This is a genomic window from Paenibacillus sp. LHD-117 (assembly GCF_030929555.1).
In the GTDB taxonomy this organism is placed as follows: domain Bacteria; phylum Bacillota; class Bacilli; order Paenibacillales; family Paenibacillaceae; genus Pristimantibacillus.
The window spans coordinates 22,772-46,941 of the sequence record NZ_JAVFVT010000038.1 but is presented as its reverse complement, the minus strand read 5'-3'; the positions used below and the strand labels follow the sequence as shown (position 1 = coordinate 46,941).

The 24,170-nt window shown below is 56.2% G+C and carries 24 protein-coding genes and 1 riboswitch; of the genes, 18 read left to right on the top strand and 6 right to left on the bottom strand.

What is annotated here, in order from left to right; genetic code table 11:
* Positions 1-57 precede the first annotated feature (57 nt).
* From RB620_RS24320 to RB620_RS24310, 3 genes are all read right to left on the bottom strand, one after another.
* Complete coding sequence (locus tag RB620_RS24320) at positions 58-684, bottom strand: HAD family hydrolase (RefSeq protein WP_308098928.1); 627 nt, start codon at positions 682-684, stop codon at positions 58-60.
* A gap of 81 nt (positions 685-765) precedes the next feature.
* Positions 766-1,716: a LacI family DNA-binding transcriptional regulator gene (locus RB620_RS24315; protein WP_308098926.1), complete on the bottom strand. Its 951-nt coding sequence runs from the start codon at positions 1,714-1,716 to the stop codon at positions 766-768.
* A 40-nt stretch (positions 1,717-1,756) separates the two neighbouring features.
* Positions 1,757-1,927 carry a PspC domain-containing protein gene (locus tag RB620_RS24310; protein ID WP_308098924.1) on the bottom strand — a complete coding sequence of 57 codons (171 nt, stop codon included), beginning with the start codon at positions 1,925-1,927 and terminating at the stop codon, positions 1,757-1,759.
* 111 nt (positions 1,928-2,038) lie between these two features.
* On the opposite strand from RB620_RS24310, the gene RB620_RS24305 reads away from it, so the two are divergent.
* The 3 genes from RB620_RS24305 to RB620_RS24295 all read left to right on the top strand — a co-directional run bounded on the left by RB620_RS24305 (position 2,039) and on the right by RB620_RS24295 (position 4,700).
* Positions 2,039-2,821: a LamB/YcsF family protein gene (locus tag RB620_RS24305; protein ID WP_308098922.1), complete on the top strand. Its 783-nt coding sequence runs from the start codon at positions 2,039-2,041 to the stop codon at positions 2,819-2,821.
* Positions 2,822-2,910: 89 nt separating this feature from the next.
* Positions 2,911-3,711, top strand: coding sequence for a 5-oxoprolinase subunit PxpB (pxpB, locus tag RB620_RS24300; protein WP_308098920.1), 801 nt, complete (start codon positions 2,911-2,913; stop codon positions 3,709-3,711).
* The gene (locus RB620_RS24295) at positions 3,708-4,700 is read left to right on the top strand and encodes a 5-oxoprolinase subunit C family protein (protein ID WP_308098918.1); all 993 of its coding nucleotides are present in this window, start codon (positions 3,708-3,710) and stop codon (positions 4,698-4,700) included. Before pxpB ends, RB620_RS24295 begins: the two co-directional genes overlap by 4 nt.
* 27 nt (positions 4,701-4,727) lie before the next feature.
* On the opposite strand, the gene RB620_RS24290 is transcribed toward RB620_RS24295, so the two are convergent.
* Both RB620_RS24290 and RB620_RS24285 read right to left on the bottom strand, forming a co-directional pair.
* Positions 4,728-5,804, bottom strand: coding sequence for a phosphodiester glycosidase family protein (locus RB620_RS24290; protein ID WP_308098916.1), 1,077 nt, complete (start codon positions 5,802-5,804; stop codon positions 4,728-4,730).
* On the bottom strand, positions 5,801-6,232 hold the full coding sequence (locus RB620_RS24285) for a hypothetical protein (protein WP_308098914.1): 432 nt from the start codon (positions 6,230-6,232) through the stop codon (positions 5,801-5,803). Before RB620_RS24285 ends, RB620_RS24290 begins: the two co-directional genes overlap by 4 nt.
* 229 nt (positions 6,233-6,461) lie before the next feature.
* On the opposite strand from RB620_RS24285, the gene msrA reads away from it, so the two are divergent.
* From msrA to RB620_RS24260, 5 genes are all read left to right on the top strand, one after another.
* Positions 6,462-7,433, top strand: coding sequence for a peptide-methionine (S)-S-oxide reductase MsrA (gene msrA, locus RB620_RS24280; RefSeq protein ID WP_308098912.1), 972 nt, complete (start codon positions 6,462-6,464; stop codon positions 7,431-7,433).
* A 35-nt stretch (positions 7,434-7,468) separates the two neighbouring features.
* The gene (locus RB620_RS24275; protein ID WP_308098910.1) at positions 7,469-8,092 is read left to right on the top strand and encodes a nitroreductase family protein; all 624 of its coding nucleotides are present in this window, start codon (positions 7,469-7,471) and stop codon (positions 8,090-8,092) included.
* A gap of 212 nt (positions 8,093-8,304) precedes the next feature.
* Positions 8,305-9,519: a TraB/GumN family protein gene (locus tag RB620_RS24270; RefSeq protein WP_308098908.1), complete on the top strand. Its 1,215-nt coding sequence runs from the start codon at positions 8,305-8,307 to the stop codon at positions 9,517-9,519.
* 139 nt (positions 9,520-9,658) lie between these two features.
* The gene (locus RB620_RS24265) at positions 9,659-10,543 is read left to right on the top strand and encodes an ABC transporter permease subunit (RefSeq protein WP_308098906.1); all 885 of its coding nucleotides are present in this window, start codon (positions 9,659-9,661) and stop codon (positions 10,541-10,543) included.
* Complete coding sequence (locus tag RB620_RS24260; RefSeq protein ID WP_308098904.1) at positions 10,540-11,460, top strand: ABC transporter permease; 921 nt, start codon at positions 10,540-10,542, stop codon at positions 11,458-11,460. Before RB620_RS24265 ends, RB620_RS24260 begins: the two co-directional genes overlap by 4 nt.
* Positions 11,461-11,489: 29 nt before the next feature.
* On the opposite strand, the gene RB620_RS24255 is transcribed toward RB620_RS24260, so the two are convergent.
* Positions 11,490-12,773 (bottom strand): LysM peptidoglycan-binding domain-containing protein, encoded by a 1,284-nt coding sequence (locus tag RB620_RS24255; protein ID WP_308098902.1) that lies wholly within the window; start codon positions 12,771-12,773, stop codon positions 11,490-11,492.
* A 267-nt stretch (positions 12,774-13,040) separates the two neighbouring features.
* Positions 13,041-13,139, top strand: a riboswitch (purine riboswitch).
* Between the two features lie 481 nt (positions 13,140-13,620).
* Here RB620_RS24255 and purE point away from each other — a divergent pair.
* From purE to purN, 10 genes are all read left to right on the top strand, one after another.
* Entirely contained in the window at positions 13,621-14,106 is a 486-nt protein-coding gene (purE, locus tag RB620_RS24250) for a 5-(carboxyamino)imidazole ribonucleotide mutase (RefSeq protein ID WP_308098900.1), read from the top strand.
* Positions 14,106-15,281, top strand: a complete 1,176-nt coding sequence (purK, locus tag RB620_RS24245; protein WP_308098965.1) for a 5-(carboxyamino)imidazole ribonucleotide synthase — start codon at positions 14,106-14,108, stop codon at positions 15,279-15,281. Before purE ends, purK begins: the two co-directional genes overlap by 1 nt.
* 7 nt (positions 15,282-15,288) lie before the next feature.
* Positions 15,289-16,584: an adenylosuccinate lyase gene (purB, locus tag RB620_RS24240; RefSeq protein ID WP_308098898.1), complete on the top strand. Its 1,296-nt coding sequence runs from the start codon at positions 15,289-15,291 to the stop codon at positions 16,582-16,584.
* A gap of 20 nt (positions 16,585-16,604) precedes the next feature.
* Positions 16,605-17,504, top strand: coding sequence for a phosphoribosylaminoimidazolesuccinocarboxamide synthase (locus RB620_RS24235; RefSeq protein ID WP_308098897.1), 900 nt, complete (start codon positions 16,605-16,607; stop codon positions 17,502-17,504).
* A 244-nt stretch (positions 17,505-17,748) separates the two neighbouring features.
* A complete protein-coding gene (purS, locus tag RB620_RS24230) occupies positions 17,749-17,994 on the top strand; it encodes a phosphoribosylformylglycinamidine synthase subunit PurS (protein ID WP_179215887.1) in 246 nt (81 codons plus the stop codon).
* A 4-nt stretch (positions 17,995-17,998) separates the two neighbouring features.
* A complete protein-coding gene (purQ, locus tag RB620_RS24225) occupies positions 17,999-18,691 on the top strand; it encodes a phosphoribosylformylglycinamidine synthase subunit PurQ (RefSeq protein ID WP_308098895.1) in 693 nt (230 codons plus the stop codon).
* On the top strand, positions 18,669-20,912 hold the full coding sequence (gene purL, locus RB620_RS24220; protein WP_308098894.1) for a phosphoribosylformylglycinamidine synthase subunit PurL: 2,244 nt from the start codon (positions 18,669-18,671) through the stop codon (positions 20,910-20,912). Before purQ ends, purL begins: the two co-directional genes overlap by 23 nt.
* Complete coding sequence (gene purF, locus RB620_RS24215) at positions 20,897-22,453, top strand: amidophosphoribosyltransferase (protein WP_308098892.1); 1,557 nt, start codon at positions 20,897-20,899, stop codon at positions 22,451-22,453. The genes purL and purF overlap by 16 nt, the downstream gene beginning before the upstream one ends.
* Before the next feature lie 46 nt (positions 22,454-22,499).
* A complete protein-coding gene (gene purM, locus RB620_RS24210) occupies positions 22,500-23,543 on the top strand; it encodes a phosphoribosylformylglycinamidine cyclo-ligase (protein WP_308098890.1) in 1,044 nt (347 codons plus the stop codon).
* Positions 23,543-24,154: a phosphoribosylglycinamide formyltransferase gene (purN, locus tag RB620_RS24205; RefSeq protein WP_308098888.1), complete on the top strand. Its 612-nt coding sequence runs from the start codon at positions 23,543-23,545 to the stop codon at positions 24,152-24,154. Before purM ends, purN begins: the two co-directional genes overlap by 1 nt.
* Positions 24,155-24,170: the final 16 nt, after the last annotated feature.

Sequence of the window (24,170 nt, the reverse complement as noted above, 5' to 3'; positions counted from 1 at the left end):
TGGCGCCTACGAAGGAGGCGGTAGAGGAGCTGGAGCTGTTCTACGTGATTAAGCCGTTCAATGAAGATTTAATATGGAAAGAATATCTTTCGAGTGCTTAAACTTATACTTGGCTGGTATAGCATCAGGTTGCTTGCAACCCCATAGCGCTAATCCAAAGTCAACGCCAGCGTCTCTGGCACATTCATAGTCATAGATGGTGTCGCCGATGTATATGGATGTTTCAGCCTGTGCGCCTGATATTTCAAGAAACTTAAGCAAAGGCTCTGGATGAGGCTTATGCAGCTTCGTATCATCTGCGCATACAGCATAAGGCAGATCATTATCGAGACCAAACGGGACGAAATCATCTAGAAACTCTTGTTTCGTCTTGGACGTCACTACTCCTGTACGAATCGAGTGCTTCCTTAAATCAGTAAGCAGTTGATGAATACCCTCGTATACATGAATTGTATGTTGGTAATCCCTCATAAGATCATTCCAGCATTTATTTGCATGATTTACGTCTTCAATTCCGAGTTGGCGCAAGGAGACCGCTCCTGGAATCCCAAGCACAAACGATAGATCTTGCTGGGTCAGTTCCCGATTATAGTTATTCTTCAGCAACTTCTGCAAAGAACCCAGCACCGCTTGCTCTGTATTAATTAATGTGCCGTCGATGTCAAAGATATAGGTATGATACATGATTAACATCCTCCTTCAGCATGATTAGAGATGTGCTCCCTGAATGTATGCTAAAGTATGAAATCCATTTCAGGTCAATAGTTAGATCGATTGGCGCACAATAATGTGATAAGGAACCTCTACCTTATCCCTTGACTTCCCAATTGCAAGATCAAAGGCTGTTTCACCAACTTTAACCAATTGATGATCAACCGTTGATAGGTGTAATCCAATTCCTACAGGCTGATTCTCCTGGCCAATAATCGCCAGATCTTTTGGCACCTCCAGTTGTATGCTTCCTGCGTACTGATAAATACCTGCTGCAACCTCATCGCCGTTCGCATAAATTGCGGTTGGTCTATGATCTATATTAAGCAGTTGTTGTGCCGCTCTTACCCCGTCATTAATGCTGTAGCAATCCCTGATATAGTATGCTGGCGGCAGTTCACCGAATATGTGCTGATATGCTTTTATCGTCAATTGTGTACTATTGCTCTCTTCTCCTCTTGCCGTCGTAAAAGCAACTCGTGAATGCCCTTTATCCTTTAACAGTTGAAAAGTGTCTACGAATGATGCAAATCGATCCATGTAAGCACAGCCAATCTCAGGATGATCCGTAAACTCGCATGCGACGATCGTCCCATACTTCGTATACGGAATAATAGTACTCCAGGTGTTCGAACGAGAGGTAATGATGATTCCATCCAGTTGTTTATTTTTCAGCATGTTGAAGTAGCTGAGCTCTTTATCCGGATCGTACTTTGTAGGCAGAACCACCGTGGTGTAATCCAGCTCAACCGATCGATTAAGTACACCATGAAGGAGTTGATCAAAGGCTTGATTGTTGTTGTACGGCATGATCACACCGATATTTCTTGTTTCCTTACGAATCAAATCAACAGCTGAGCGATTTGGCGTATAGTCCAATTCATTAATCACACGCTGTACAGCTGCGCGCTTCGTTTCAGATACATAGGGGTGGTGATTTAGTACCCTTGATACTGTCGATACGGAAACTCCTGCACGCAATGCTATCTCATTAATATTTGCCATCGTCACCTTCCCCAAAATTGCATACTTCAGTACTCCGAATTTATATGCTGGTAATTTCGTCAAGGCTATTAGCCAATATAATATAAATAATAAAGGATACGGGTATGGTTAAAATGAAAATTAATCTAATACCGAATGAAGAAATGCCGAGAAATTCCGCAATACCTCCGCAAACTCCTTGTATCGACTTATCACGTCCAGCATACCACATATTGGAACTTTTTTACCTGGACAATTCCATAATCGTGCCATGTTTTCTGCGGCGAAGGCCCCCGGTCATGCGCTATAATAGAAGATATCAGAGAAGACTGGGGGCGTGCAGGTGGTTCCGACTGGGAAACTTCGAATCGATTTGAATTGCGATATGGGAGAAGGCTACGGCGCATACCGAATGGGGGACGACGCCGAACTGATGCGGCATATTACGTCCGCTAACATCGCCTGCGGCTTCCATGCGGGCGATCCCGGCACGATTGCGGCCACGGTCAAGCTTGCGCTTGAGCACGACGTCGCGATCGGCGCCCATCCGGGATTGCCGGATCTGCAGGGCTTTGGACGGCGCGCGATGACGATCAGCCCGCGCGAAGCGTACGAGCTGACGGTATACCAGATCGGCGCCGTGCAAGCGTTCGCGGCGGCCGAAGGCGTTCGGGTATCGCATGTGAAGCCGCACGGCGCGCTGTACAATATGGCCGCGCGGGACGCCGCGCTTGCGGATGCGATCGCGGAAGCCATATATAAAGTAGACGGGAATATGATGTTATATGGGCTGTCTGGCAGCGAGTTAATCCGGTCCGCCGAACGGCTCGGACTCCGGGCGGCGAACGAAGTCTTCGCCGACCGTTCGTACGAAGAGGACGGGTCGCTTACGCCGCGGCACGCGGCGGGAGCCGTTCTGGCCGACTCGGCCGAAGCGTCGGCGCAGATTGTGCGGCTCGTCAGAGCAGGCGAAGTGAAGACGCGGCAAGGCACATGGCTGCGATTGCAAGCGGATACGGTATGCGTGCACGGCGATTCGCCGGATGCGCTCAGTCATGTCAGGGCGCTGGGCGAGGCGCTTCGCGAAGAGGGCATCGAACTCGGCAGGGCGGACCGGAACGGCTAACGCCTTCCGCAATGGATAGATCCGCAGCCATTCGCGAAGCAACACTCATACTACTAGGCAATCAGACATCGGAAACGGAGGGGATCGGAATGGACATCGGGGGAATGTCTATGTCCGCGAGGGACGAATTCAAGCTTCAACCGCTAGGCGATTGCGGGCTGCTCATTACGCTCGGAGACGTCATGAACGAGATGACCTTGGCGAAGGTCTCTGCCGTGACCGAGCGGCTGGAGGCGCAATCGACATGGGCCGGTTTCGTCGAATGCGTGCCGGCTTACGCTTCGGTCGCGCTTTATTACAATCCGTATTTGGTCAGCTTGAACCGAAGGCCGGACGAGGCGAGGGATGAGACGGTGTACCAAACGGTGAGCAATCGCGTCCGCGCAGTTTTGATAGGTATGCCGTTCGGAAGCGCCGATGGCCGTGCGCTTCGAACCGTGCGGATTCCCGTCTGTTACGGCGGCGACTACGGTCCGGACCTCGGCGAGGTCGCGGCGCATGCCGGTCTTACGACGGAGGAGGTCGTCGCATTGCACAGCGGCGGCAAGTATACCGTCTATATGATCGGATTCGCGCCGGGATTTCCGTACCTTGGCGGCATGCCCGAAACGATCGCCGCGCCGAGAAGGACCGCGCCCCGAACGATCATTCCCGCTGGAAGCGTAGGGATCGCCGGAGGGCAAACGGGCGTTTATCCGATCGGCACGCCGGGCGGCTGGCAAATCATCGGCCGAACGCCGATGCCGCTCTTCCGTCCGCGCCATAGCCGGCCGAGCTTGCTCGAAGGCGGCGACCGCGTCGAATTCGTGCCGATCACGCGCGAGCAGTTCGAGGATTGGCCGACCGGAGCGGAAGAGAACGAAGACCATGACGGCGGAGGTGCGAGATGACGATCACGGTGCTAAAGCCGGGGCTGCAGGCAACGGTGCAGGATATGGGCAGATTCGGCTACCAGAAGCAGGGGGTTGTCGTAGGGGGCGCAATGGACGTATCCGCCGCGAGGGCGGCCAACGTGCTGGTCGGCAACGGGGAAGCGGAAGCCGTGCTTGAGCTGACCTGGACGGGCGCGCAGCTTCGTATGGAGAAGGAGGCGATTATCGCCGTATGCGGTGCCGATCTGATGCCGGAGGTCGATGGCGAGCCTGTGCCGATGTGGCGGCCTGTACTCGTGCGGGCAGGCGCGGTCCTCGCTTTCCGCGGCTGCCGGTCAGGCTTCCGAAGCTACATCGCCTTAGCGGGCGGGATTGATCTTCCTCCCGTCATGGGCAGCCGAAGCACCTATCTAAGAGCCGGGTTAGGCGGATACAGGGGACGAATGCTGCAGGCGGGCGATAAGCTGGAGGCTAAGCCATTCGCCAGCGGCTCGCTGAACGGCCGATTGACGGCAGCCTTGCTCGAAAGGCGCGCACCCGGAGGCTGGCACGCGGAGCACTTCGCGATCGCGGAGAGGGAGACCGCCGTCGTGCGGGCGTTTCCCGGGGCGCATTACGGAAGGTTGACCGAAGAAGGCAAGCGGATGCTATTCGGCGGCAGCTTCCGCATCGGCCATCAATCGGATCGGATGGGCTGCAGGCTGGAAGGCGAACGGGTGGCGATCCGGCAGGAAGGCGAGCTGCTGTCGGAGGCGGTCTCCGCGGGTACCATCCAGCTTCCGCCAAACGGCAGCCCGATCGTGCTGCTCGCCGACCGCCAGACGACCGGCGGTTACCCGAGAATCGCGCATGTCGCTTCGGTCGACATCCCGATGTTCGCCCAGCTGAAGCCCGGTGCGGAGGTCAGGTTCGAACTTATTACGCATCGAGAGGCCGAAAGCTTGCTGCTCGCTTCGGAGAAGGATTTCCACATGCTAAGAACGGCGGTCGCGCTTAAATTCCGATAGCGCGACCGCCGTTTCACTTTAGGCGTCTTATTTGAAAAATAAAAAATGGGTAGGCAGCTTGCGCAAGGATCCGTCCGACGGTTTGTTAATGAGCTTGCCGCCAAAAACAAGCGAAGACGAGCCGCCGCCGTCGAGGTTGTAGGCGTCCACCGCGCCGTAACCCTTGAGCAAGTTTTGCAGCTCCGCCAGCGTGGCGCCGGAGCTGCCCGACTCGTTGTAGCCGTCCGTGACGAGGATCAGCAGCTGGTCATCCTTGTAGTTGGCGATAACGGTACGCGGTGCCCGCCGAGGGCTGATCTGCCACTTGAGCGGGATCGCCTGGGCGGTTCCTCCGCGCAGAAGCACGGGGACGAAGGAAGCGCCGAACTTCGGCTTCTTCGAATCCAGCTGGTCCTTGCTCGCGAATTTGCCACCGATCAATTCATTGTTCCCGTTCATGCCGACGAAGAACAGATCCGAATAGGAAGGCTCGAAGCCGGTCACGTACTTTCCGTCAAGAATGGTGGTGCTAAGCGGATAACGTTTGCTCCCGCCGTCCGCGAAGCCGCCTGCATTGACGCCGACGGCCGCCTTATGCTCCTTAACGGCCTGCAGCGTCGTCTGCGCTTGTCCGACTTCGGAGCCGCCGAGAACCATCCGCATAGAGTCGGCGGACTTCAGCAGAATTTTGACCGCGTAGCTTTTGAAGCCATCGTGGCTCAAATAAAATAGCTGCGCCCGAAGCTTGTCCGTATTGATGGTCGCGGATGGCTTGCCGAGCCGAGCCGTAATCTTGCCGTCGTAGATGGCGAGAGGACGCGCGGCCTGCGCGGCGGCAAGCTTCGAGATTGCGGCCATCTCCGCGTTCGTCTTGTTGTATAAGTCCAGCTGCTTCTTGATCGATTGTCCCGTATGTACGGCCGTCTCGCGAGCGGCGTCCAGCCCGCCCGCCAACTCCGCGATCATCCCCTCCGGCCTGGCGGTTTGCCCGCCTTGCAAGCCGATGCCGTCCGGACTGGAGAGCTGAATGGTCATTTGGCTGGCAAACAGCCAGATCAGAATGCCTACGAACGGAGATAAGGCCAGAAGTGCGGTTCGGTTTAAGGTTTTGACGGTGATGGTCATTTGAGTACATCCAAGCTTTTTTTCAATTCGTCCAATTGTTTCTTCACTTCGTTCAGCTGCGTGTAAAGCTTGTTGCTATTGTCGGTCTTCGTGTCCGCGTTGTCCTTCGTGAAGGTCAGCAGCTCGTTAAGCGCGTCGATCTTGCCCTTCAGCTCCGTCATCTCCGCCGAATAGCTTGCCTCCAATTGCCCGAGCTTGGCGTCGTAAGACTTCTGCATCTCCTGCAGCTGGGCAGCGGTCTGACTCTCGATATCCGCCGTAATCTCCTGCTGCATGCGATCGGTATACCACTTCGCCATGTAAAAGCCGCCGCCGATCAACACCGCCCATACGCCGATGAATACGACGAGGGACACGGCGCTTCTGCGCTTGCGCGTCGCCTGTGCCTGCCGGCCTGCCAGGTTTGTTTCCAAACTTAAATCATTCATTGCATTCACCTCTCAAGTCTATCGATTATGCCGTCAGCGGATGAACGTCATTGAAAAATCGCTTTTGCTCCCTTGCCCGTTGCCCCCATAAATTGACGCAGGCAAGCCGGATAGGGTCGCGGATGTCATTTAATTGTAACAAAGGGCGGCGCGGTTGTCCTTATTTTCGCATGGATAAATAATGGTTTATAATAGAGGGAAGCACGTACAGAAAGGCGAGGTGGCAGCGATGGAGCAACAGCAATCAAACCGGTACGAGAATGCGGCTTTCGCGGGAGGCTGCTTCTGGTGCATGGTCACGCCGTTCGAAGAAATGCCGGGCATCGTTTCGGTCGTGTCCGGCTATACCGGCGGGCATACAACGAATCCGACGTACGAGGAGGTCTGTTCCGAGACGACGGGCCATGCGGAGGCGGTACTCATCACCTACGATCCGGCAGTATTCCCTTACCGCAAGCTGCTGGACATTTTCTGGCGGCAGATCGATCCGACCGATGCGGGAGGCCAGTTCCATGACCGCGGGGAGTCGTATCGCACCGGTATCTTCTATTACACAGAAGAGCAGCGCAAGGAAGCGGAGCAATCGAAGGCCGAGCTTGAGGCGAGCGGCCGCTTCGACAAGCCGATCGTAACGGAAATTACAGAAGCGGGCGTTTTCTATCCCGCGGAGGATTACCATCAAGACTACCATAACAAAAATCCGTACCGGTACAAAATGTACCGCAAGGGTTCCGGCCGAGACGCCTTTATCGCCCGCAACTGGTCGATGAAAAAAGATCAAGAGGATTTGAAGAAGAGGCTGACGCCGATTCAATTCAACGTGACCCAGCAAAACGGGACAGAGCGGCCGTTCACGGGCGAATATTGGGATCATGCCGAAGACGGTATCTATGTCGACATCGTATCGGGAGAGCCGCTGTTCAGCTCCAAGGACAAATACGACGCGGGCTGCGGCTGGCCGAGCTTCACGAAGCCGCTGCAGAAGGCGTCTGTTACGGAGCATACGGATACGAGCCATTTTATGGTCAGGGTTGAAGTGAGGAGCAAGGAAGGGGATTCCCATCTCGGGCATGTATTCGATGACGGACCTCAGCCGACAGGTCTGCGGTATTGCATCAACTCGGCTTCACTTCGGTTCGTGCCGAAGGATAAGCTTACGGAAGAAGGATACGGGGAGTACGCGCATCTGTTCGAGAACTAACATTAAATCATATGGGATAAGAGGAGAATGATGAAATGAGCATGGAATCACAGGTAACTAACAATCCCGGGCAACGGGCGACGATGGACGTGTTGGATGCCATCCGCACGCGCCGTTCCATCGGCAGAGTAAAAAGCGATCCGGTGGATCGCGCGATTATCGAAGAACTGCTGGAAGCGGCAAGCTGGGCGCCCAATCACTTCAATTCGCAGCCTTGGCGGTTTATCGTCATGACAGGAGAAGGAAGGTCGGTACTTGGCGAAGGTTACGCAAACGTAGCGAAGGCGGGCTGGCCGGAGATGGGATCCGAGGAGCTGGAGGAGAAGCTGCAGAAGGAGCGGGCGAAGGCGTACCGTTCGCCCGTTGTCATCGCGGCGATCTACTCGAAGTCGGATGACGCGCGCGCCGTATATGCGGAAGAGCTGGCCGCCTCGCAGGCCGCCGTTCAGAACCTGCTGCTTGCCGCGCATGCTCACGGTCTGGGCGCGATCTGGCGTTCGGGCGAGCTGATGTTCAATCCGCTGATGCGCAGCGCGCTTGGCTTAACGGAAGGTCAGGAAGAAATCGTGGCGCTGATCTATCTCGGATATCCGGATATGGCTCCGCCAACACAGAAACGCGCGTCGATCGAAGAGAAATCGGTATGGCTGGAAGGGTAACCTCTGCCTAACGAAACGGAAGCCTTATGTTCCATGACCAGGGACATAGGGCTTCCTTTTTTTTCTGCATATTCCTCTACCCACACTCTATTAAAATTGGAAAAGATTTGATAGAATAGGACATGTCTTGGATAGGATTACTATCTGAGGACCTATATGAATAGAGGAGAGAAGTCATTGATGAAACGATATTTACCGCATTATTTGTAGCTTTGGTCTTATTCTTCAGTTTTGCCGCCGCAACATCGGCCGCTACCGCCGCGCCCGCGCCTCTCTCCATCTGGATCGACGGGGAGCCGGTGAAGTTCGGCGAACAGAAGCCGTTCGTCGAGAAAGGCACCACATACGTTCCCGTTCGCATGCTGCTCGAGAAGCTGGACTTCGAGCTCGACTGGAACGAGAAGCTGAGAATCGTTACGGCAACAAGCGACAAGGTTATTATCAGCTTGGAGATCGATCGTTTTACGGCCTATGTGAACACGACTCCACACGAGCTTACCGCCGCGCCAAAAATCGTTAATAAATCTACATACGTGCCTCTGCGTTTCATCGTGGAAGCAGCCGGCTACGAAATCGAATGGGACGAAGAGCTTCGCGCGGTCATCATCGATACGGTACAGGAAAGCCGCGGCTTCATGTACAAGGTGGAGAAAGACGGCAATGTCGTTTACATGCTCGGCTCCATCCACGTGGCGAATGAAGCGATGTATCCGCTCCGTGAAGAGATTACCGAAGCGTACGAGCAATCCGACTTCCTGACGGTGGAAGTGAACGTCGAATCGGATACGGTCGATGTCACCAAGCTTCTAGAGGATCTCGGGACCTACAAAGACGGCACGACGCTGCGCAATCATCTTTCCTCCGAGGGATACCAGGCCGTCGTCCAGCTCTTGACCGATCTGGAGATCGAGACGAATGCGCTTGACCGGTTCGAGCCTTGGTTCGCTTCGATGATTCTGAACAGCTGGCTGAGCGAGGATTCGGAATACGAGCCGGAGCTTGGCATCGACCAATATTTCCTGGAGCAGGCCATCGAGGAAGAAAAACCGATTCTGGAGCTCGAGTCGTTTGAGTCCCAATATAAGATGTACGACGGCTTCTCCAAAGAGCTGCAAGAGTCCATGCTGATGGGCGCCATCTACGGCTTCTACTATGAGAGTGAAGGCGTCGAAGATCTGTCCGCCATGTGGGTGGAAGGCGACGTCGAGGAATTAAACCAGATGGCCGAGGACATGCAGTCCGACGAAGAATATTACAACGCGCTTCTGAAAAACCGCAATCTTTTGATGGCGGAGCAGATCGACGGCTATTTAAGCGGCAAACAAGCGGCAACGTTCTTCGTCGTCGTGGGCGCGCTGCATCTAGCAGGGGAAGACGGACTGGTCGCCTTGCTGGAAGAGATGGGCTATACCGTTACGAGAGTATAAGTAACGCCGGAAGAACGAAGAGCTGCCTCTACTAGGCGGCTCTTCGCTATTTTCCAATCTTTGCACTTATGATCGGATATGCGAGAGAGCTATAATGGATTCAATTATGGAATGAAACAGAAAGGCGGGAATTCCAGGCATGTCGAAAGCGGCGCAAACAACGATCATGGTACCGGGCATGATCCTATTCGTTTTACTCCTGGCGGCGCTCCCCCTCGTCATCCAAACCGATTTCGAGGGCGGTCCGATCCGAATCGCTTGGAGCCAGGGGGTTCAGGCGATCCAACACTATTTTGCGGGAATTGGCGACGGCGAGACGTTCCGCTTCTACGTGGGCAAGAACGAGTATACGTTCTGGGAAAGAATCGGGGATTACTTCAGGACTTCGTTTCTGTACGTAACGGCTGGAGCTTTGATCGGCACGACGATCGGCATTTTCGTCGGCATTTACTTCACGGTGTCCAAGGCCGGATGGCTGAAATCGATTGTCGATCTTGTAGGCTCGCTTCCAGACTTCGTAGTGGTGCTGATCCTGCAGTTCGTCATCGTGCTGATCGCCAAGGAATCCGGGGTTGTCCTGTTTCAGGTTGCCACGTTAACGTACGACGATCCGGCAATCGTGCTGCCACTGATCTCGATGATCATCATTCCCGCGAACTACATGATCAGAAGCGTAGCGATGCAGATGAAGCTGACGCTTACGGAGGACTACATCGGCAATGCCAAAGCCAGAGGTCTCGGCAAAGCTTATATCATTTTTTTTCATGCGCTTCCTAATGTGCTTCCATTCGTCAAAGGGGATGTCCATAAGCTGATGGGCATCATTATGGGCAATTTATTCATCGTGGAATACCTGTTCAATAACAACGGCATCACGATGCTTATTTTCTCCAACGCATTCGATCATGGCTACCAATACAATATCGTCGTGAACGGGCTGCTCGCGTTCCTCGTTCTGTACGCCATCGGCTACGGCTTGCTGCGGGCATTCTTATTCGGCTTAGGGAAGGTGTTCCTCCGATGAACAAAACATTGATAGCGGGACTTATCCTAACGGCGGCGATGCTGCTGACGGCCTTATTCGGTCCGCTCCTCGCCCCGCATGATCCGAAGGATCAAGTGAAAATCGAATACGTCATCGACGAGAAAGGCGACGGCAGCGTCATCGCTCCTCCGGTCGCGCCTGGCGCCGATTATCCGTTAGGCACGGACAAAAACGGCTACGATATATTGACGAAGCTGCTGTACGGAGCCAAATATACGGTATTCCTCTCCGTGGGGATCGCCCTCGCGCGCGTCGCGATCGGCGGCGGTCTAGGCATGTTGCTCGGCTATTACGGGAAACCCGCGGCGAAGCGGGAGGAAGGCAGCTCCGTATGGAGCATGCTGAACGGAATCCCGATCTTCGTCGTCATCTGGCTGTCCATGATCGGAATTACGATGAACCCGGTCGCTTCGCCGTTCATGATGTCGTTATTGCTGGCGATCGTATTGACGATCGTGGGCATTCCGTCCATCGTCTCGACGGTCAAGGCGAAAACGCTGGTGCTTCGGGAGCGCCAATACGTGACGGCGTCCCAGACGCTCGGCGCCGGCGGCGGCAAAATTATCCGCTCTCATCTGTTCCCCCATCTGAAGGAAAGCTTCTTGATCCTGACCGTGCAGGAGATCATTCTCGTGCTGACGTTATTCGGCCAGCTTGCGCTCTTCCGGATATTCGTCGGCGGGACGACCAAATATTTCGACCCGGTCGAGTTCCACAGCCGCACGAACGAATGGGGCGGATTGATCGGACAGGCGAGGGGGAACTTTTATGCTAACGAGTGGATCTTCTATTCGCCGCTCGCCGCGTACGTGATTTTAATCGTCGGTTTCCATTTGTTGTCCAAAGGGCTGGAGGAACGCTACAACCGAATGTTCTCCAAGTTCTCGCATCTTTAGTTGTTGTTGAACTTTTAATTTGAGGCGGGCTAGATCAGCTTCTTGATCGTGAAATTTTCCCCCAGCACGAACCAGTTCTGCGGGAAGGCGACGCCAAGCACCCAATAGCTGACGCCGCGAAGCTTAAGCGACTTCACGACGTCCAGCTTCGCCTGGATGCTGCGCGCGTCCTCGAACCAAACGACATGCTCCTTGCCCTGTTCGTCGAAATAATGGAAGTTAGGAGCTTGGGAAGGTTCGTCGTATTGAATAACGCCGCCGTACTTGGCCGCGCGTTCGACGGCGGCATGGGAGCTGACGGAAGGCGCCCAGCGTCCTCCCGTAATATAAGGCAGCGTCCAGTCGTACCCATAGAGCGGAATTCCCATGATGATTTTGTTCGAGGGAATGACAGTAAGAGCATAGTTCAAAACCTTGACGACCTCGTTCAGCGGAGCTACGGCTCGTGGCGGTCCGCCGGCCCAGCCCCATTCGTAGGTCATCAGGATGACGAAATCCAGAATGCGGCCATGCGCCTCGTAGTCATGCGCTTCGTATAAGGCTCCGTCCTGCGTGGCGGACAGCTTCGGCGCCAGGGCGGACGATACGAGATAGCCGTAAGGATGAAGCGTGTCGACGAGCCGCTGCAGAAAAACGTTGAACAGCTCGCGGTCCGCGGGCGGAACGTATTCGAGGTCCACGTTCAGCGCCAAGTAACGCTTCTGCCGCATGACCGCGACGATGTTCGCGATGACCTGGTTCTGGATGGCGGCATCCGCCACGACGGCATGCGCGATCTCCGGACTGAAGTTATCGCCTTCGAAGTTCGTGATGACCATCATCGGAACCGCCCGTTTCTCGTAGGCGGCGGCGATGACGGCTTCGTCGTCGAGCGGTATCAGCGAGCCGTTCGCCAGAATGCGGTAGCTGAACGGGCTTAAGTAGGTCAAGTAATCGCCGACATTCGCCGTTAGCGTCGCGCCGGTCTGTCCCATTCGTTCGACGTAGGCGTTGACTTCGATAACCGGCTTCGCCGGTGCTGGGATCTTGAGCAGCTGGCCGGGATAGATGAGCGCAGGATTGCGGATGCCGTTCGCCGCGGCGAGCTCCTGAATCGTGACGCCGTAACGTTGGCTAATCTTCCATAGCGACTCGCCGACGAGCACCTTGTGTGTGGTCGGCTCCGGTTCCGTCGGGATAATGATCGCCTGGCCGATGACGAGAACGCTTTGGCTCGTCAAGCCGTTCGCGACGAACAGATGCTCGAGCGGGACGCCGTAGCTTTGAGATAGCTTCCAGAGCGTGTCGTTTTTTTGGACGGTATGGATTTGCAAGCGATAACCTCCTCCTCCTGCATGTACGACCGATTATGCCTTATCCCTATATGTATTCGGAGCAGCTTGTACCTAGTCTATCTATTGATGGAAGAAATCGGACATTCGAAGGCGGAAATCGGACAGAGAGGTTAACTTAAACGCTAAATATAGATAAAAAGCGAACTTTAGCAATTGGAAGTCTGTTAATGTTCGTATTTTGTTGACAGTAGAGGATCGATTGGATAAACTAGAGTAGGTTCGGGGCATAGGGTTGTCCCTTGTATGGAAAGCATAAAATCGGATACTCGTATATATTCGGGAAAGGCCCGAATGTTTCTACCCGGAAACCTTAATTTCTGGACTACGAGCTAGATGAATCGACAGTTGGTAAACCATTTACGAACGAAACATGGACAATTCGCATAGTCTCGTCATTCGGCCGCATGTCAGGTTGCTCCCGCAAGGGGCAGCCTTGTGTTGTCTTAAGACGGACAACTTGCAACGTCTGCCTCGATTCTTCGAAAGGGAACGCGTTTGCCGAACGATCGGCGAATCGTTTCCGGCTTTGGTCCTGCGGCAGATCGGGTAATGATCGCTGAAGGGCTTTTTTTAATTTAATAAAAATGAAAGTTCAAATCGTCCAGTTTTCAGCACCGAGAAGCTTGAAAGAAGCTAGGAAATGAGGAGCGGAGCGTAGCTGGAGGCTACGTGAGCACCTGCAATGTTTCCGAAGGAAACATACTTCGAAAGCATTCGCTTAGTTCCGGCTGAATTCAAGATTCGATGTCGAATAGGCTTCTAGAAATACATCGTGATCAAAATTGGATGATTTGAACAACCTCTGAGAGAAAGTGGGTTTGAATGCATGTCTGCAAAGGTAGGCGTCATCATGGGCAGCAAGTCGGACTGGGATACGATGAAATTGGCTTGCGACGTTCTGGAGGAGCTCGGCATTCCGTACGAGAAAAAAGTCGTATCGGCGCATCGGACGCCAGATTTGATGTTCGAATACGCGGAGACGGCGGCCGAGCGCGGATTGAAGGTCATTATCGCGGGGGCCGGAGGCGCCGCGCATCTGCCCGGCATGGTCGCGTCGAAGACGCTCCTGCCGGTTATTGGCGTTCCCGTTAAGTCGTCCAATCTGAGCGGACTCGACTCGCTGCTCTCCATCGTTCAAATGCCGGGCGGCATTCCGGTCGCGACGGTGGCCATCGGCAACGCGGGAGGGACAAACGCGGGATTGCTGGCTGCCCAAATGCTGGGCGCGTTCGATCCCGAGATCCAAGAGCGGGTTCAGGCTAGGCGCGAACGCGTGAAGCGCGAAGTGCTGGAAAGCAGCGATACGTTATGATGAACGGTTCCGCTGGTACTGGCTCGGCCAAGACGATATTGCCCGGCGGCACGATCGGCATTCTTGGCGGCGGGCAGCTTGGGCGCATGCTAGCGAACGCGGGCAGCGCGATGGGCTATCGGTTCGTTGCGCTCGATCCGACGCCGGATTCGCCGATGGGACAAGTGTCGCGGCAGATCGTCGCCGGCTACGACGACTTGGCTGCGGCCCTTGAGCTTGCTGGTGCGTCGGATGTTATCACGTACGAATTCGAGAACGTCGACGCGAACGTGGCCGCGAAGCTCATGGAGAAGTCTTATGTGCCGCAAGGCAGCGAGCTGCTGTACACGACGCAGCATCGCCTGCGCGAGAAGGAAGCAATCGAAGCGGCTGGCGTCCGGGTGGCGCCGTACCGCGAGATTCGCAGCGAGGACGAGTTACGGAACGCGGTCGCCGTGTTCGGAACGCCTTGTGTGCTGAAGACCGCAACGGGCGGCTACGACGGGAAAGGCCAATGGGTGATCCGCCACGCGGACGAAATTCCTGAAGCTTACGAGACATTGTCCCGTGCCGGCACGCAGCTTGTGCTGGAGCAGTTCATCAAGTTCGCCAAAGAAATATCGGTCATCGCGGCAAGAAGCTCCAAAGGGGAAATAAAAGCGTTCCCTCCTGCGGAAAATATTCATGTCGATAACATATTGCATCTGTCCATCGTGCCGGCCCGCATCGGGAAAGAAGTCATTGAGGAAGCGGAGAGGTTGGCGCTTCGGATCGCGGAAGGGATGAATGTCGTTGGCCTGATCGCGGTCGAGATGTTCGTGACGGAGGAAGGCGGGCTGTACGTGAACGAGCTCGCGCCGCGTCCGCACAACAGCGGCCACTATACGATGGAGGCTTGCCGCACGTCGCAGTTCGAGCAGCATGTCAGGGCGATCTGCGGGCTGCCGCTCGGCGATACGGCGCTGATGAGCCCCGTGGTCATGGTCAACGTGCTGGGGCAGCATGTGGAGCCATTGCTCCATAGGCTTGCGGAGCGGGATGAAGCGGCGATCGCCGCTGGCGCCTCGCCGAAGGTGCATTTGTACGGGAAGAAGGATGCTGTAACCGGGCGCAAAATGGGGCATGTGAACGTGCTGGCGCCGAATGTAGAAGCGGCATTGAAGTGGATCAAAGAAACTACGATTTGGAAGGTGTGAAGGCATTATGTTAGAGCGTTATAGCAGACCCGAGATGAGAGCCATCTGGACGGAAGAAAACAAATTCAAGGCATGGCTGGAGGTTGAGCTTTGCGCATGCGAGGCTTGGTCCGAGCTTGGCATTATCCCGAAGGAAGACGTCGAGGCGCTTCGCGCTTCCGCGAGCTTCGACATCGATCGGATTTACGAAATCGAGCAGGACACACGCCATGACGTCATCGCGTTTACGCGCGCGGTATCCGAGACGGTCGGCCCGGAACGCAAGTGGGTCCATTACGGCCTGACGTCCACGGACGTCGTCGACACAGCACTGGGCTATCTGCTCCGCCAGGCGAACGAAATTTTGCTCAAGGATATCGAGAGATTCATCGGCATTCTGCGCGAGAAAGCCGTTCAATACAAAGACACACCGATGATGGGACGCACGCATGGCGTACATGCGGAGCCGACGACGTTCGGCCTGAAGATGGCGCTTTGGTACGAAGAGATGAAGCGCAACCTGGAGCGGTTCAAACATGCTTCTAACGGCGTTCAGTTCGGCAAAATGTCCGGCGCGGTCGGCACGTACGCGAACATCGACCCGTTCGTCGAGGAATTCGTCTGCAACAAGCTCGGCATTACGGCGGCTCCGATCTCCACGCAGACGCTGCAGCGCGACCGCCACGCGGAATACATGGGCACCATCGCCCTGATCGCGACGTCGCTCGATAAGTTCGCCACGGAAATCCGCGCTTTGCAGAAGAGCGAATTCCGCGAGGTGGAGGAGCCGTTCGCCAAAGGCCAGAAGGGCTCGTCGGCAATGCCGCACAAGCGCAACCCGATCGGCTGCGAGAACATGTCCGGCTTGTCCCGCGTCATCCGCGGACACATGCTGACAGCCTACGAGAACGTGCCACTCTGGCATGAGCGCGACATCAGCCATTCATCGGCCGAGCGCGTCATCCTGCCGGACTCGACGATGCTGCTTAACTATATGCTGAACCGTCTGGGCAACATTATTCAGAACTTGACGGTATTCCCGGAAAATATGAAACGCAACATGAGCGCGACTTACGGCGTGCCGTTCTCCGGCCGCGTCTTGACGAAGCTGATCGACAAAGGCTTCAGCCGCGAGCAAGCGTACGACACGGTGCAGCCGCGCGCGATGCAGGCTTGGGAGGAGCAGCGCCAGTTCCGCTCCATCGTGGAAGAGACGGCGGAGATTACTTCCGCGCTAAGTTCCGAAGAAATTGACGATTGTTTTAACCCGGCATGGCATCTGAAGCATGTCGATACGATTTTCGCTCGACTGGGCTTGAACTAAGGGACGAGGGGATGACTGGAATGAGCGCAAGTTCGCAGGCTTTATCCACGGCCGTTGATTACGTGAAAGCGCCGTTGGTGTACAAAGGAAAGGTGCGCGAGCTGTACGATCTGGGCGAACACTTCCTCATCGTCGTCACGGACCGGATCTCGGCGTTCGACTACGTGCTTGATCCGGCCGTTCCGGACAAGGGCAACGTGCTGAACAGGCTGTCGGCTTTTTGGTTCGAAGTGACGAAAGAGTTGCAAGAGAACCACGTGGTGCATACCGACGTGGATTTGTTGGGAGACGCAGTTACGGCGCCGGAGCTTCTGAAGAACCGCATCATGGTAACGCGCAAAGCCGAACGCATCGACATCGAGTGCGTCGTGCGCGGCTACATTACGGGCGGCGGCTGGAGGCAGTACCAAAGCTCGGGCGAGATTAACGGCATCAAGCTGCCGGAAGGCTTGCGCAAGAACGAACACTTCGCAGAGCCGATCTTCACGCCGGCGGCGAAAAACGATGTCGGCCACGACGAGGACATCCCGTTCGGCCGCATGGCCGAGCTGGTCGGCGAGGAGCTGGCAGAAGAGCTGCGCGACCGCAGCCTGGAGCTGTACCGCTTCGCGCATGAGTATTGCCAGGAACGCGGCATCATTCTAGCCGACTGCAAATTCGAATTCGGCTTGATCGATGGCAAGGTGATCCTCATCGACGAAATCTTCACGCCGGACTCGTCGCGCTTCTGGTCGGAAGGCAGCTACGCGTACGACGTGGAGATCGACAGTATGGACAAGGAGCCGGTCCGCACGTACCTGCTCGGCTCCGATTGGGACCGCGACAGCAAGCCGGACCCGCTGCCGGAAGCGGTCGTCGCCGCCACGACGGCGCGATACCGCGAAATTTACCACCGCTTGACCGGCGGGGAATTGAGCTAGTTGCTTTGAACGCTAACGGTTACCACAGCGCTTATTGATGCCAAAAGTGTTACTTTGAAATTCTAACGGTTGTCATGAAGCTTATTTGGTCGAATTACCGCCGAAAACGCCGAATTTTGGTCCAATAGGCTCTCCTGCAACCGTTAGAGCAGAAAAAACATCTTTTTATAAGAAATAAGCTCCGTCGCAACCGTTGCAGATAAACGAGTCAACCAACCTATAACAACCACACATTCAGGAGGCTATTATGAAGGCAACCGTCTACGTTACGATTAAGGAAAACGTTTTGGACCCGCAGGGAACGGCCGTGCAAGGCGCGCTCCATTCCATGGGATTCGCGGAAGTTGGCAAGGTGCGCATCGGCAAGTATCTCGAGGTGGAGCTTGACACGAACGACCGCGCGGAAGCGGAAGCCCGCCTGAAGGTCATGTGCGAGAAGCTGCTCGCGAACACGGTCGTCGAAGATTACCGTTTCGAGCTGGAGGGATAATCGGATGAAATTTGCGGTTCTCGTATTTCCCGGTTCCAACTGCGACATCGACTGCTACAAGGCGGTAGAAGCGATCGGTGAACAGGTCGATTACGTCTGGCATACGGCCACGGATTTGTCCGCTTACGACGCGATTCTCGTGCCCGGCGGCTTCTCCTACGGCGACTACCTGCGCTGCGGAGCGATCGCGCGGTTCGCGAACGTCATGAACGAAGTGAACAAGGCGGCCGAACAAGGCAAATTCATTCTCGGCATCTGCAACGGGTTCCAAATCCTGACCGAAGCGGGCTTGCTTCCAGGCGCTCTTATCCGCAACACGGGCCTGAAATTCCGCTGCCACGGCACGCCTCTTGAAGTGGTCAACAGCAATACGGCTTTCACGAACCAATTCTCGCAAGGCGAGATTATCGATATCCCGATCGCCCACGGCGAAGGAAACTACTACTGTGACGACGAGACGCTGGCCGAGCTGAAGGCGAACAACCAAATCGTGTTCCGCTACGCGGGCGACACGAACCCGAACGGCTCCATCGAGAATATCGCGGGCATCAGCAACAAAGCGGGCAACGTCGTCGGCATGATGCCGCATCCGGAGCGCGCGGTAAACCAGCTGCTAGGATCGGAAGACGGGTTGCGGATGTTTACATCGATTTTGAATGCATGGAGGGAACAACATGGCGCAGCAATTAACAGCTAAGGAGCCGACTGCGGAACAAATCGCGGATCAGCGCATCTACACGCAATTCGGCGTTACGGATCATGAATACGAATTGATTTGCGGCTTCCTCGGCCGCAAGCCCAACTACACGGAGATCGGCGTATTCAGCGTCATGTGGTCGGAGCACTGCTCTTACAAGAACTCCAAGCCGATCCTGAGAAAATTCCCGATCACCGGACCTCGCGTCCTGATGGGACCCGGCGAAGGCGCGGGCATCGTCGACATCGGCGACAACCAAGCCGTCGTGTTCAAGATCGAATCGCATAACCATCCGTCCGCGGTCGAGCCGTATCAAGGCGCGGCAACCGGAGTCGGCGGCATCATCCGCGACATTTTCTCCATGGGGGCTCGTCCCGTTGCGCTGCTGAACAGCTTGCGCTTCGGCAACCTGAACAACGATCGCGTGAAGTACCTGTTCGAGAACGTCGTCAGCGGCATCGCCGGCTACGGCAACTGCATCGGCATTCCGACGGTGGCGGGCGAAGTCATGTTCGACGAAAGCTACGAAGGCAATCCGCTCGTCAACGCGATGTGCGTCGGTCTGATCGACCATGACAAAATCCAGCGCGGCGTCGCCAAAGGCGTCGGCAACCCGGTGTTCTACGTCGGCCCGGCAACGGGACGCGATGGCATTCACGGCGCGACGTTCGCGTCCGTCGAACTGTCCGAGGAGTCCGAAGAGAAACGTACCGCGGTCCAAGTCGGCGATCCGTTCATGGAGAAGCTGGTTATGGAAGCGACGCTCGAGCTGATCAACTCCGGCATCGTGCTCGGAATCCAGGATATGGGCGCAGCGGGCCTCACGTGCTCCAGCGCGGAGATGGCATCCAAAGCGGGCAACGGCCTGGAGCTCTACCTGGACGAGGTGCCTCAGCGCGAGACGGGCATGACGCCTTACGAGATGATGTTGTCCGAGTCGCAGGAGCGCATGCTGTTCGTTATCGAACCGCAGCACGAAGCGCAAGCGAAGGAAATTTTCGACCGTTGGGGCATTATTTGCGCGAAAGTGGGCAAAGTGACGGATGACGGACGTCTCCGCTTGTTCCACCAAGGCGAAGAAGTGGCCGACATGCCGGTCAAGGCGCTTGTCGACGAGTGCCCGGTGTACAACAAACCGTCCAGCGAGCCTGCATCGTTCCGCGAGAGCGCATTGATCGACACGGCCGCGTTCGACGAAATTACCGATCTGAACGGCGCGCTCGAGAAAGTGCTGGCTTCCCCTACGGTCGCGAGCAAAGAGTGGGTCTACAATCAATATGACTACATGGTTCGCACGGCGACGGCCGTTCGTCCAGGTTCCGACGCAGCTGTCGTGCTGGTGGACGGTACGCGCAAGGCGCTGGCCATGACGACGGACTGCAACGGACGTTACGTGTTCCTGGATCCGGAGATGGGCGGACGGATCGCGGTTGCCGAGGCGGCGCGCAATATCGTGTGCTCCGGCGCTGAGCCGCTGGCCATTACGGACAACTTGAATTTCGGCAGCCCGGAGAAACCTGAAGTGTTCTGGCAGCTCGAGAAATCGGCGGACGGCATGTCCGAGGCTTGCGTGAAGCTGGATACGCCGGTCATCGGCGGCAACGTCAGCTTGTATAACGAGAACGCCAAAGGAGCGATCTATCCGACGCCGGTCATCGGCATGGTAGGCCTCGTGCATGACGTCGACCATATCACGACGCAAGGCTTCAAGTCCGAAGGCGACGTGATCGTGCTGATCGGCGAGACGAAGGCGGAGTTCGGCGGCAGCGAGCTGCAGTACGTGCTGAACGGCGCGCCTTCGGGACGTCCTCCGGTCATCGATCTCGATGTGGAGAAAAACGTGCAGGGCGCGGTGCTCGGCGCCATTCAGAAAGGCCTTGTCGCTTCGGCGCATGACCTGTCGGAAGGCGGCATCGCGGCAGCGCTGGCGGAATCTTGCATCAGCGGCAAAGTAGGCGCGGAAGTGTCACTCGTCAGCGACCTGCGTCCGGATCACCTGCTGTTCAGCGAATCGCAATCGCGTATCCTGTTGTCGGCCAAGCCGGACAACGCGGACGCGCTGACGGCTCTTCTGAGCGAGCAAGGCGTTCAGTACGCCGTCATCGGCAAAGTAACGGGAAGCAGCCTGACCATCAACATTAACGGCAAATCCGGCATTTCGGCGCCGGTACAACAACTGGAGAAGGTTTGGAAGGATGCGATTCCATGTCTCATGAAGTAATCGACCGCCCTGCGCATGAACGCGCCGTGCCTAATCGCACGGTACTCGGCGGCCAGATACGCGACGGTGCAACATTAGATGGCCAGGCGCTCTGGACCGGCGACCATTACAACGAAGGTATCGGCCGGGACGACATTTTTGATAAATTGCGGGAGGAATGCGGCGTATTCGGGGTGTTCGGTCATCCCGACGCCTCAGGCCTTTCCTATTACGGCCTTCATGCGCTCCAGCATCGCGGCGAGGAAAGTTCCGGCATCTGCACGGTCGATACGGCCAACGGCAACCGGTTCAACTATCATCGCGGAATGGGACTTGTGAAGGAAGTGTTCGACAAAGACAAGCTGGACATGCTGGCCGGCGATCGCTCGATCGGCCACGTTCGTTACTCCACGTCAGGCGCGAGCCAGCTGGGGAACGCGCAGCCGCTTATCTTCCGTTACCGCGATGGCGATCTTGCCGTGGCGACGAATGGCAATATCGTGAACGCGCCGGAAATCCGGCGCGAACTCGAGCTGAGCGGCTCCATCTTCCAGACGTCGAGCGATACGGAAGTCATCGCTCACTTGATCGCGCGTTCGCCGAAGGACTTCGAGACGGCTGCCAAGGAAGCGCTCCAGCGTATCGTTGGCGGCTTCGCGTTCCTGATCATGACGAACGACAAGCTGATCGTCGCATCGGATCCGAACGGCTTGCGTCCGCTCGCGATGGCACGACTGGGAGATGCCTATGTGTTTTCCTCCGAGACCTGCGCGTTCGAGACGATCGGCGCGGAGTACGTGCGCGACGTGCAGCCGGGCGAGCTGCTCGTGCTCGACGTGAACGGCATGCGCACGGACCGGTACGCGAAGATCGAACGCCGTGCGACTTGCGCGATGGAATATATTTATTTCGCCCGCCCGGACAGCGACATTAACGGCATCAACATCCACTCCGCACGCAAGCGGATGGGCCGCCAGCTTGCCATCGAATCGTTCGTCGACGCGGATGTCGTGACCGGCGTGCCGGACTCCAGCATCTCCGCCGCGATCGGCTTCGCCGAGCAGACGGGCATTCCGTACGAGCTTGGTTTGATCAAAAACAAATACACGGGCCGGACGTTCATCCAGCCTTCGCAGGAGCTGCGGGAGAAGGGCGTCAAGATGAAGCTGTCCGCCGTCCGCAAGGTCGTCGAAGGCAAACGCGTCGTCATGATCGACGATTCCATCGTGCGCGGCACGACGTCGCGCCGAATCGTCAACCTGCTTCGTGAGGCGGGAGCGACGGAGGTGCATGTGCGCATCACATCGCCGCCGTTCAAAAATCCTTGCTACTACGGCATCGACACGCCGGACCGCAAGGAGCTCATCGCATCGTACCGCACGGTCGAGGAAATCCGTCAGGAAATCAACGCGGACTCGTTATCCTTCTTAAGCGACGACGGATTCGTCGATTCCGTGGGCGGCAACGACGGCGCGTACAACCGCGGCATGTGCCTCGCCTGCTTCGACAACGATTACCCGACGCCGGTTAACGAAGAGTCGGACAAAAGCTGCAGCTGCTAGTTTTGTTAAGAAAATAAGTATGGTCAACAATAAGGAGTGGACCCTTTTGTCAGAAGCATATAAGAAGGCTGGAGTCGACATCGCCGCGGGCAACGAAGCGGTTGAACGGATGAAAAAACACGTGAAACGGACGTACCGTCCCGAAGTGCTTGCGGAGCTTGGCGGCTTCGGAGGCCTGTTCGGACTCGACAAGGACAAGTACGAAGAGCCCGTTCTCGTATCCGGAACGGACGGCGTCGGCACGAAGCTGAAGCTGGCGTTCGCCATGGACAAACACGACACGATCGGGATCGACGCGGTCGCGATGTGCGTCAACGATATTATCGTGCAAGGCGCGGAGCCGCTCTTCTTCCTCGACTATCTGGCATGCGGCAAAGTCGTGCCGGAGAAGATCGAGGCAATCGTCAAAGGGATCTCCGAGGGCTGCGTACAATCCGGCTGCGCGCTCATCGGCGGCGAGACGGCAGAGATGCCTGGCATGTACTCCGAAGAAGAATACGACATCGCCGGCTTCACGGTCGGCATCGTGGACAAGAAAAAAATGATCGACGGCTCGACGATCGCTCCTGGCGACGTTGTTCTAGGCTTCGCGTCCAGCGGCATTCACAGCAACGGCTTCTCGCTCGTGCGCAGATTGCTGCTCGAAGAAGCCGGCTTCTCGCTGGATCAGCAGCTGGACGAGCTGGGCGGCGCCAAGCTCGGCGATGTGCTTCTCGAGCCGACGCGCATCTACGTGAAGCAGGCGCTTAAGCTGATTGAGGAAGTGCAAGTGAAAGGTATGGCGCATATTACGGGCGGCGGCTTCATCGAGAACATTCCGCGCGTTCTGCCGGAAGGCGTTAACGTCAATATCGCTTACGGTTCTTGGCCGATTCTTCCGATCTTCCAGTTGATGCAGGACAAAGGCGCGATCTCGAACCGCGACATGTTCACGACGTTCAATATGGGTATCGGACTTGTGATCGTCGTGCCTGCCGACCAAGCGGAAACGGCGCTTCGCATCTCCGAAAAGCTGGGCGAGCAAGCATACCGGATCGGTACCGTCACGGAAGGCAGCCGTATCGTCACCTTCACGGGAGCGGAAGTATAATGGCGCCGCTGCGCATCGCGGTATTCGCTTCGGGACAAGGGACGAACTTCCAAGCGATTGCGGATGCGGTGCGAGAGGGGAAGCTCGATGGATCCATCGAGCTTCTTGTTTGTGACAAGCCGTCTGCGCCGGTTGTGGAGCGCGCGAGCCGGGCAGGCGTAGACGCCTTTGTATTCAAACCCAAGGATTACCCGAACCGCGAGGCATACGAAACGGAAATCATCGCCGAGCTTGCCGAACGCGGCGTGGAGCTTATCGTATTGGCCGGTTATATGCGCATTCTGACGCAGACGCTCGTTGAACCGTATTACGGACGCATGATCAACGTACATCCTTCCCTGCTTCCCTCCTTCCCCGGCGTGAACGCGATCGGACAAGCGCTGGATTACGGCGTAAAGCTGACAGGCGTTACGGTGCATTACGTCGACGGCGGACTGGACAGCGGGCCCATTATCGCCCAAGCGGTCGTTCCGATCTTAAGCAACGAGCCGATTGAATCGTTATCGGAGCGCATCCAAGTCGTGGAACGCGAGTTGCTGCCGGAAGTGATTCAGCATATCGCGTTAGGCCAAGTCACGCTGGATGGCCGGCATGTGAAAGTGGCGGACTAGGCAGCAAACGGCTTCG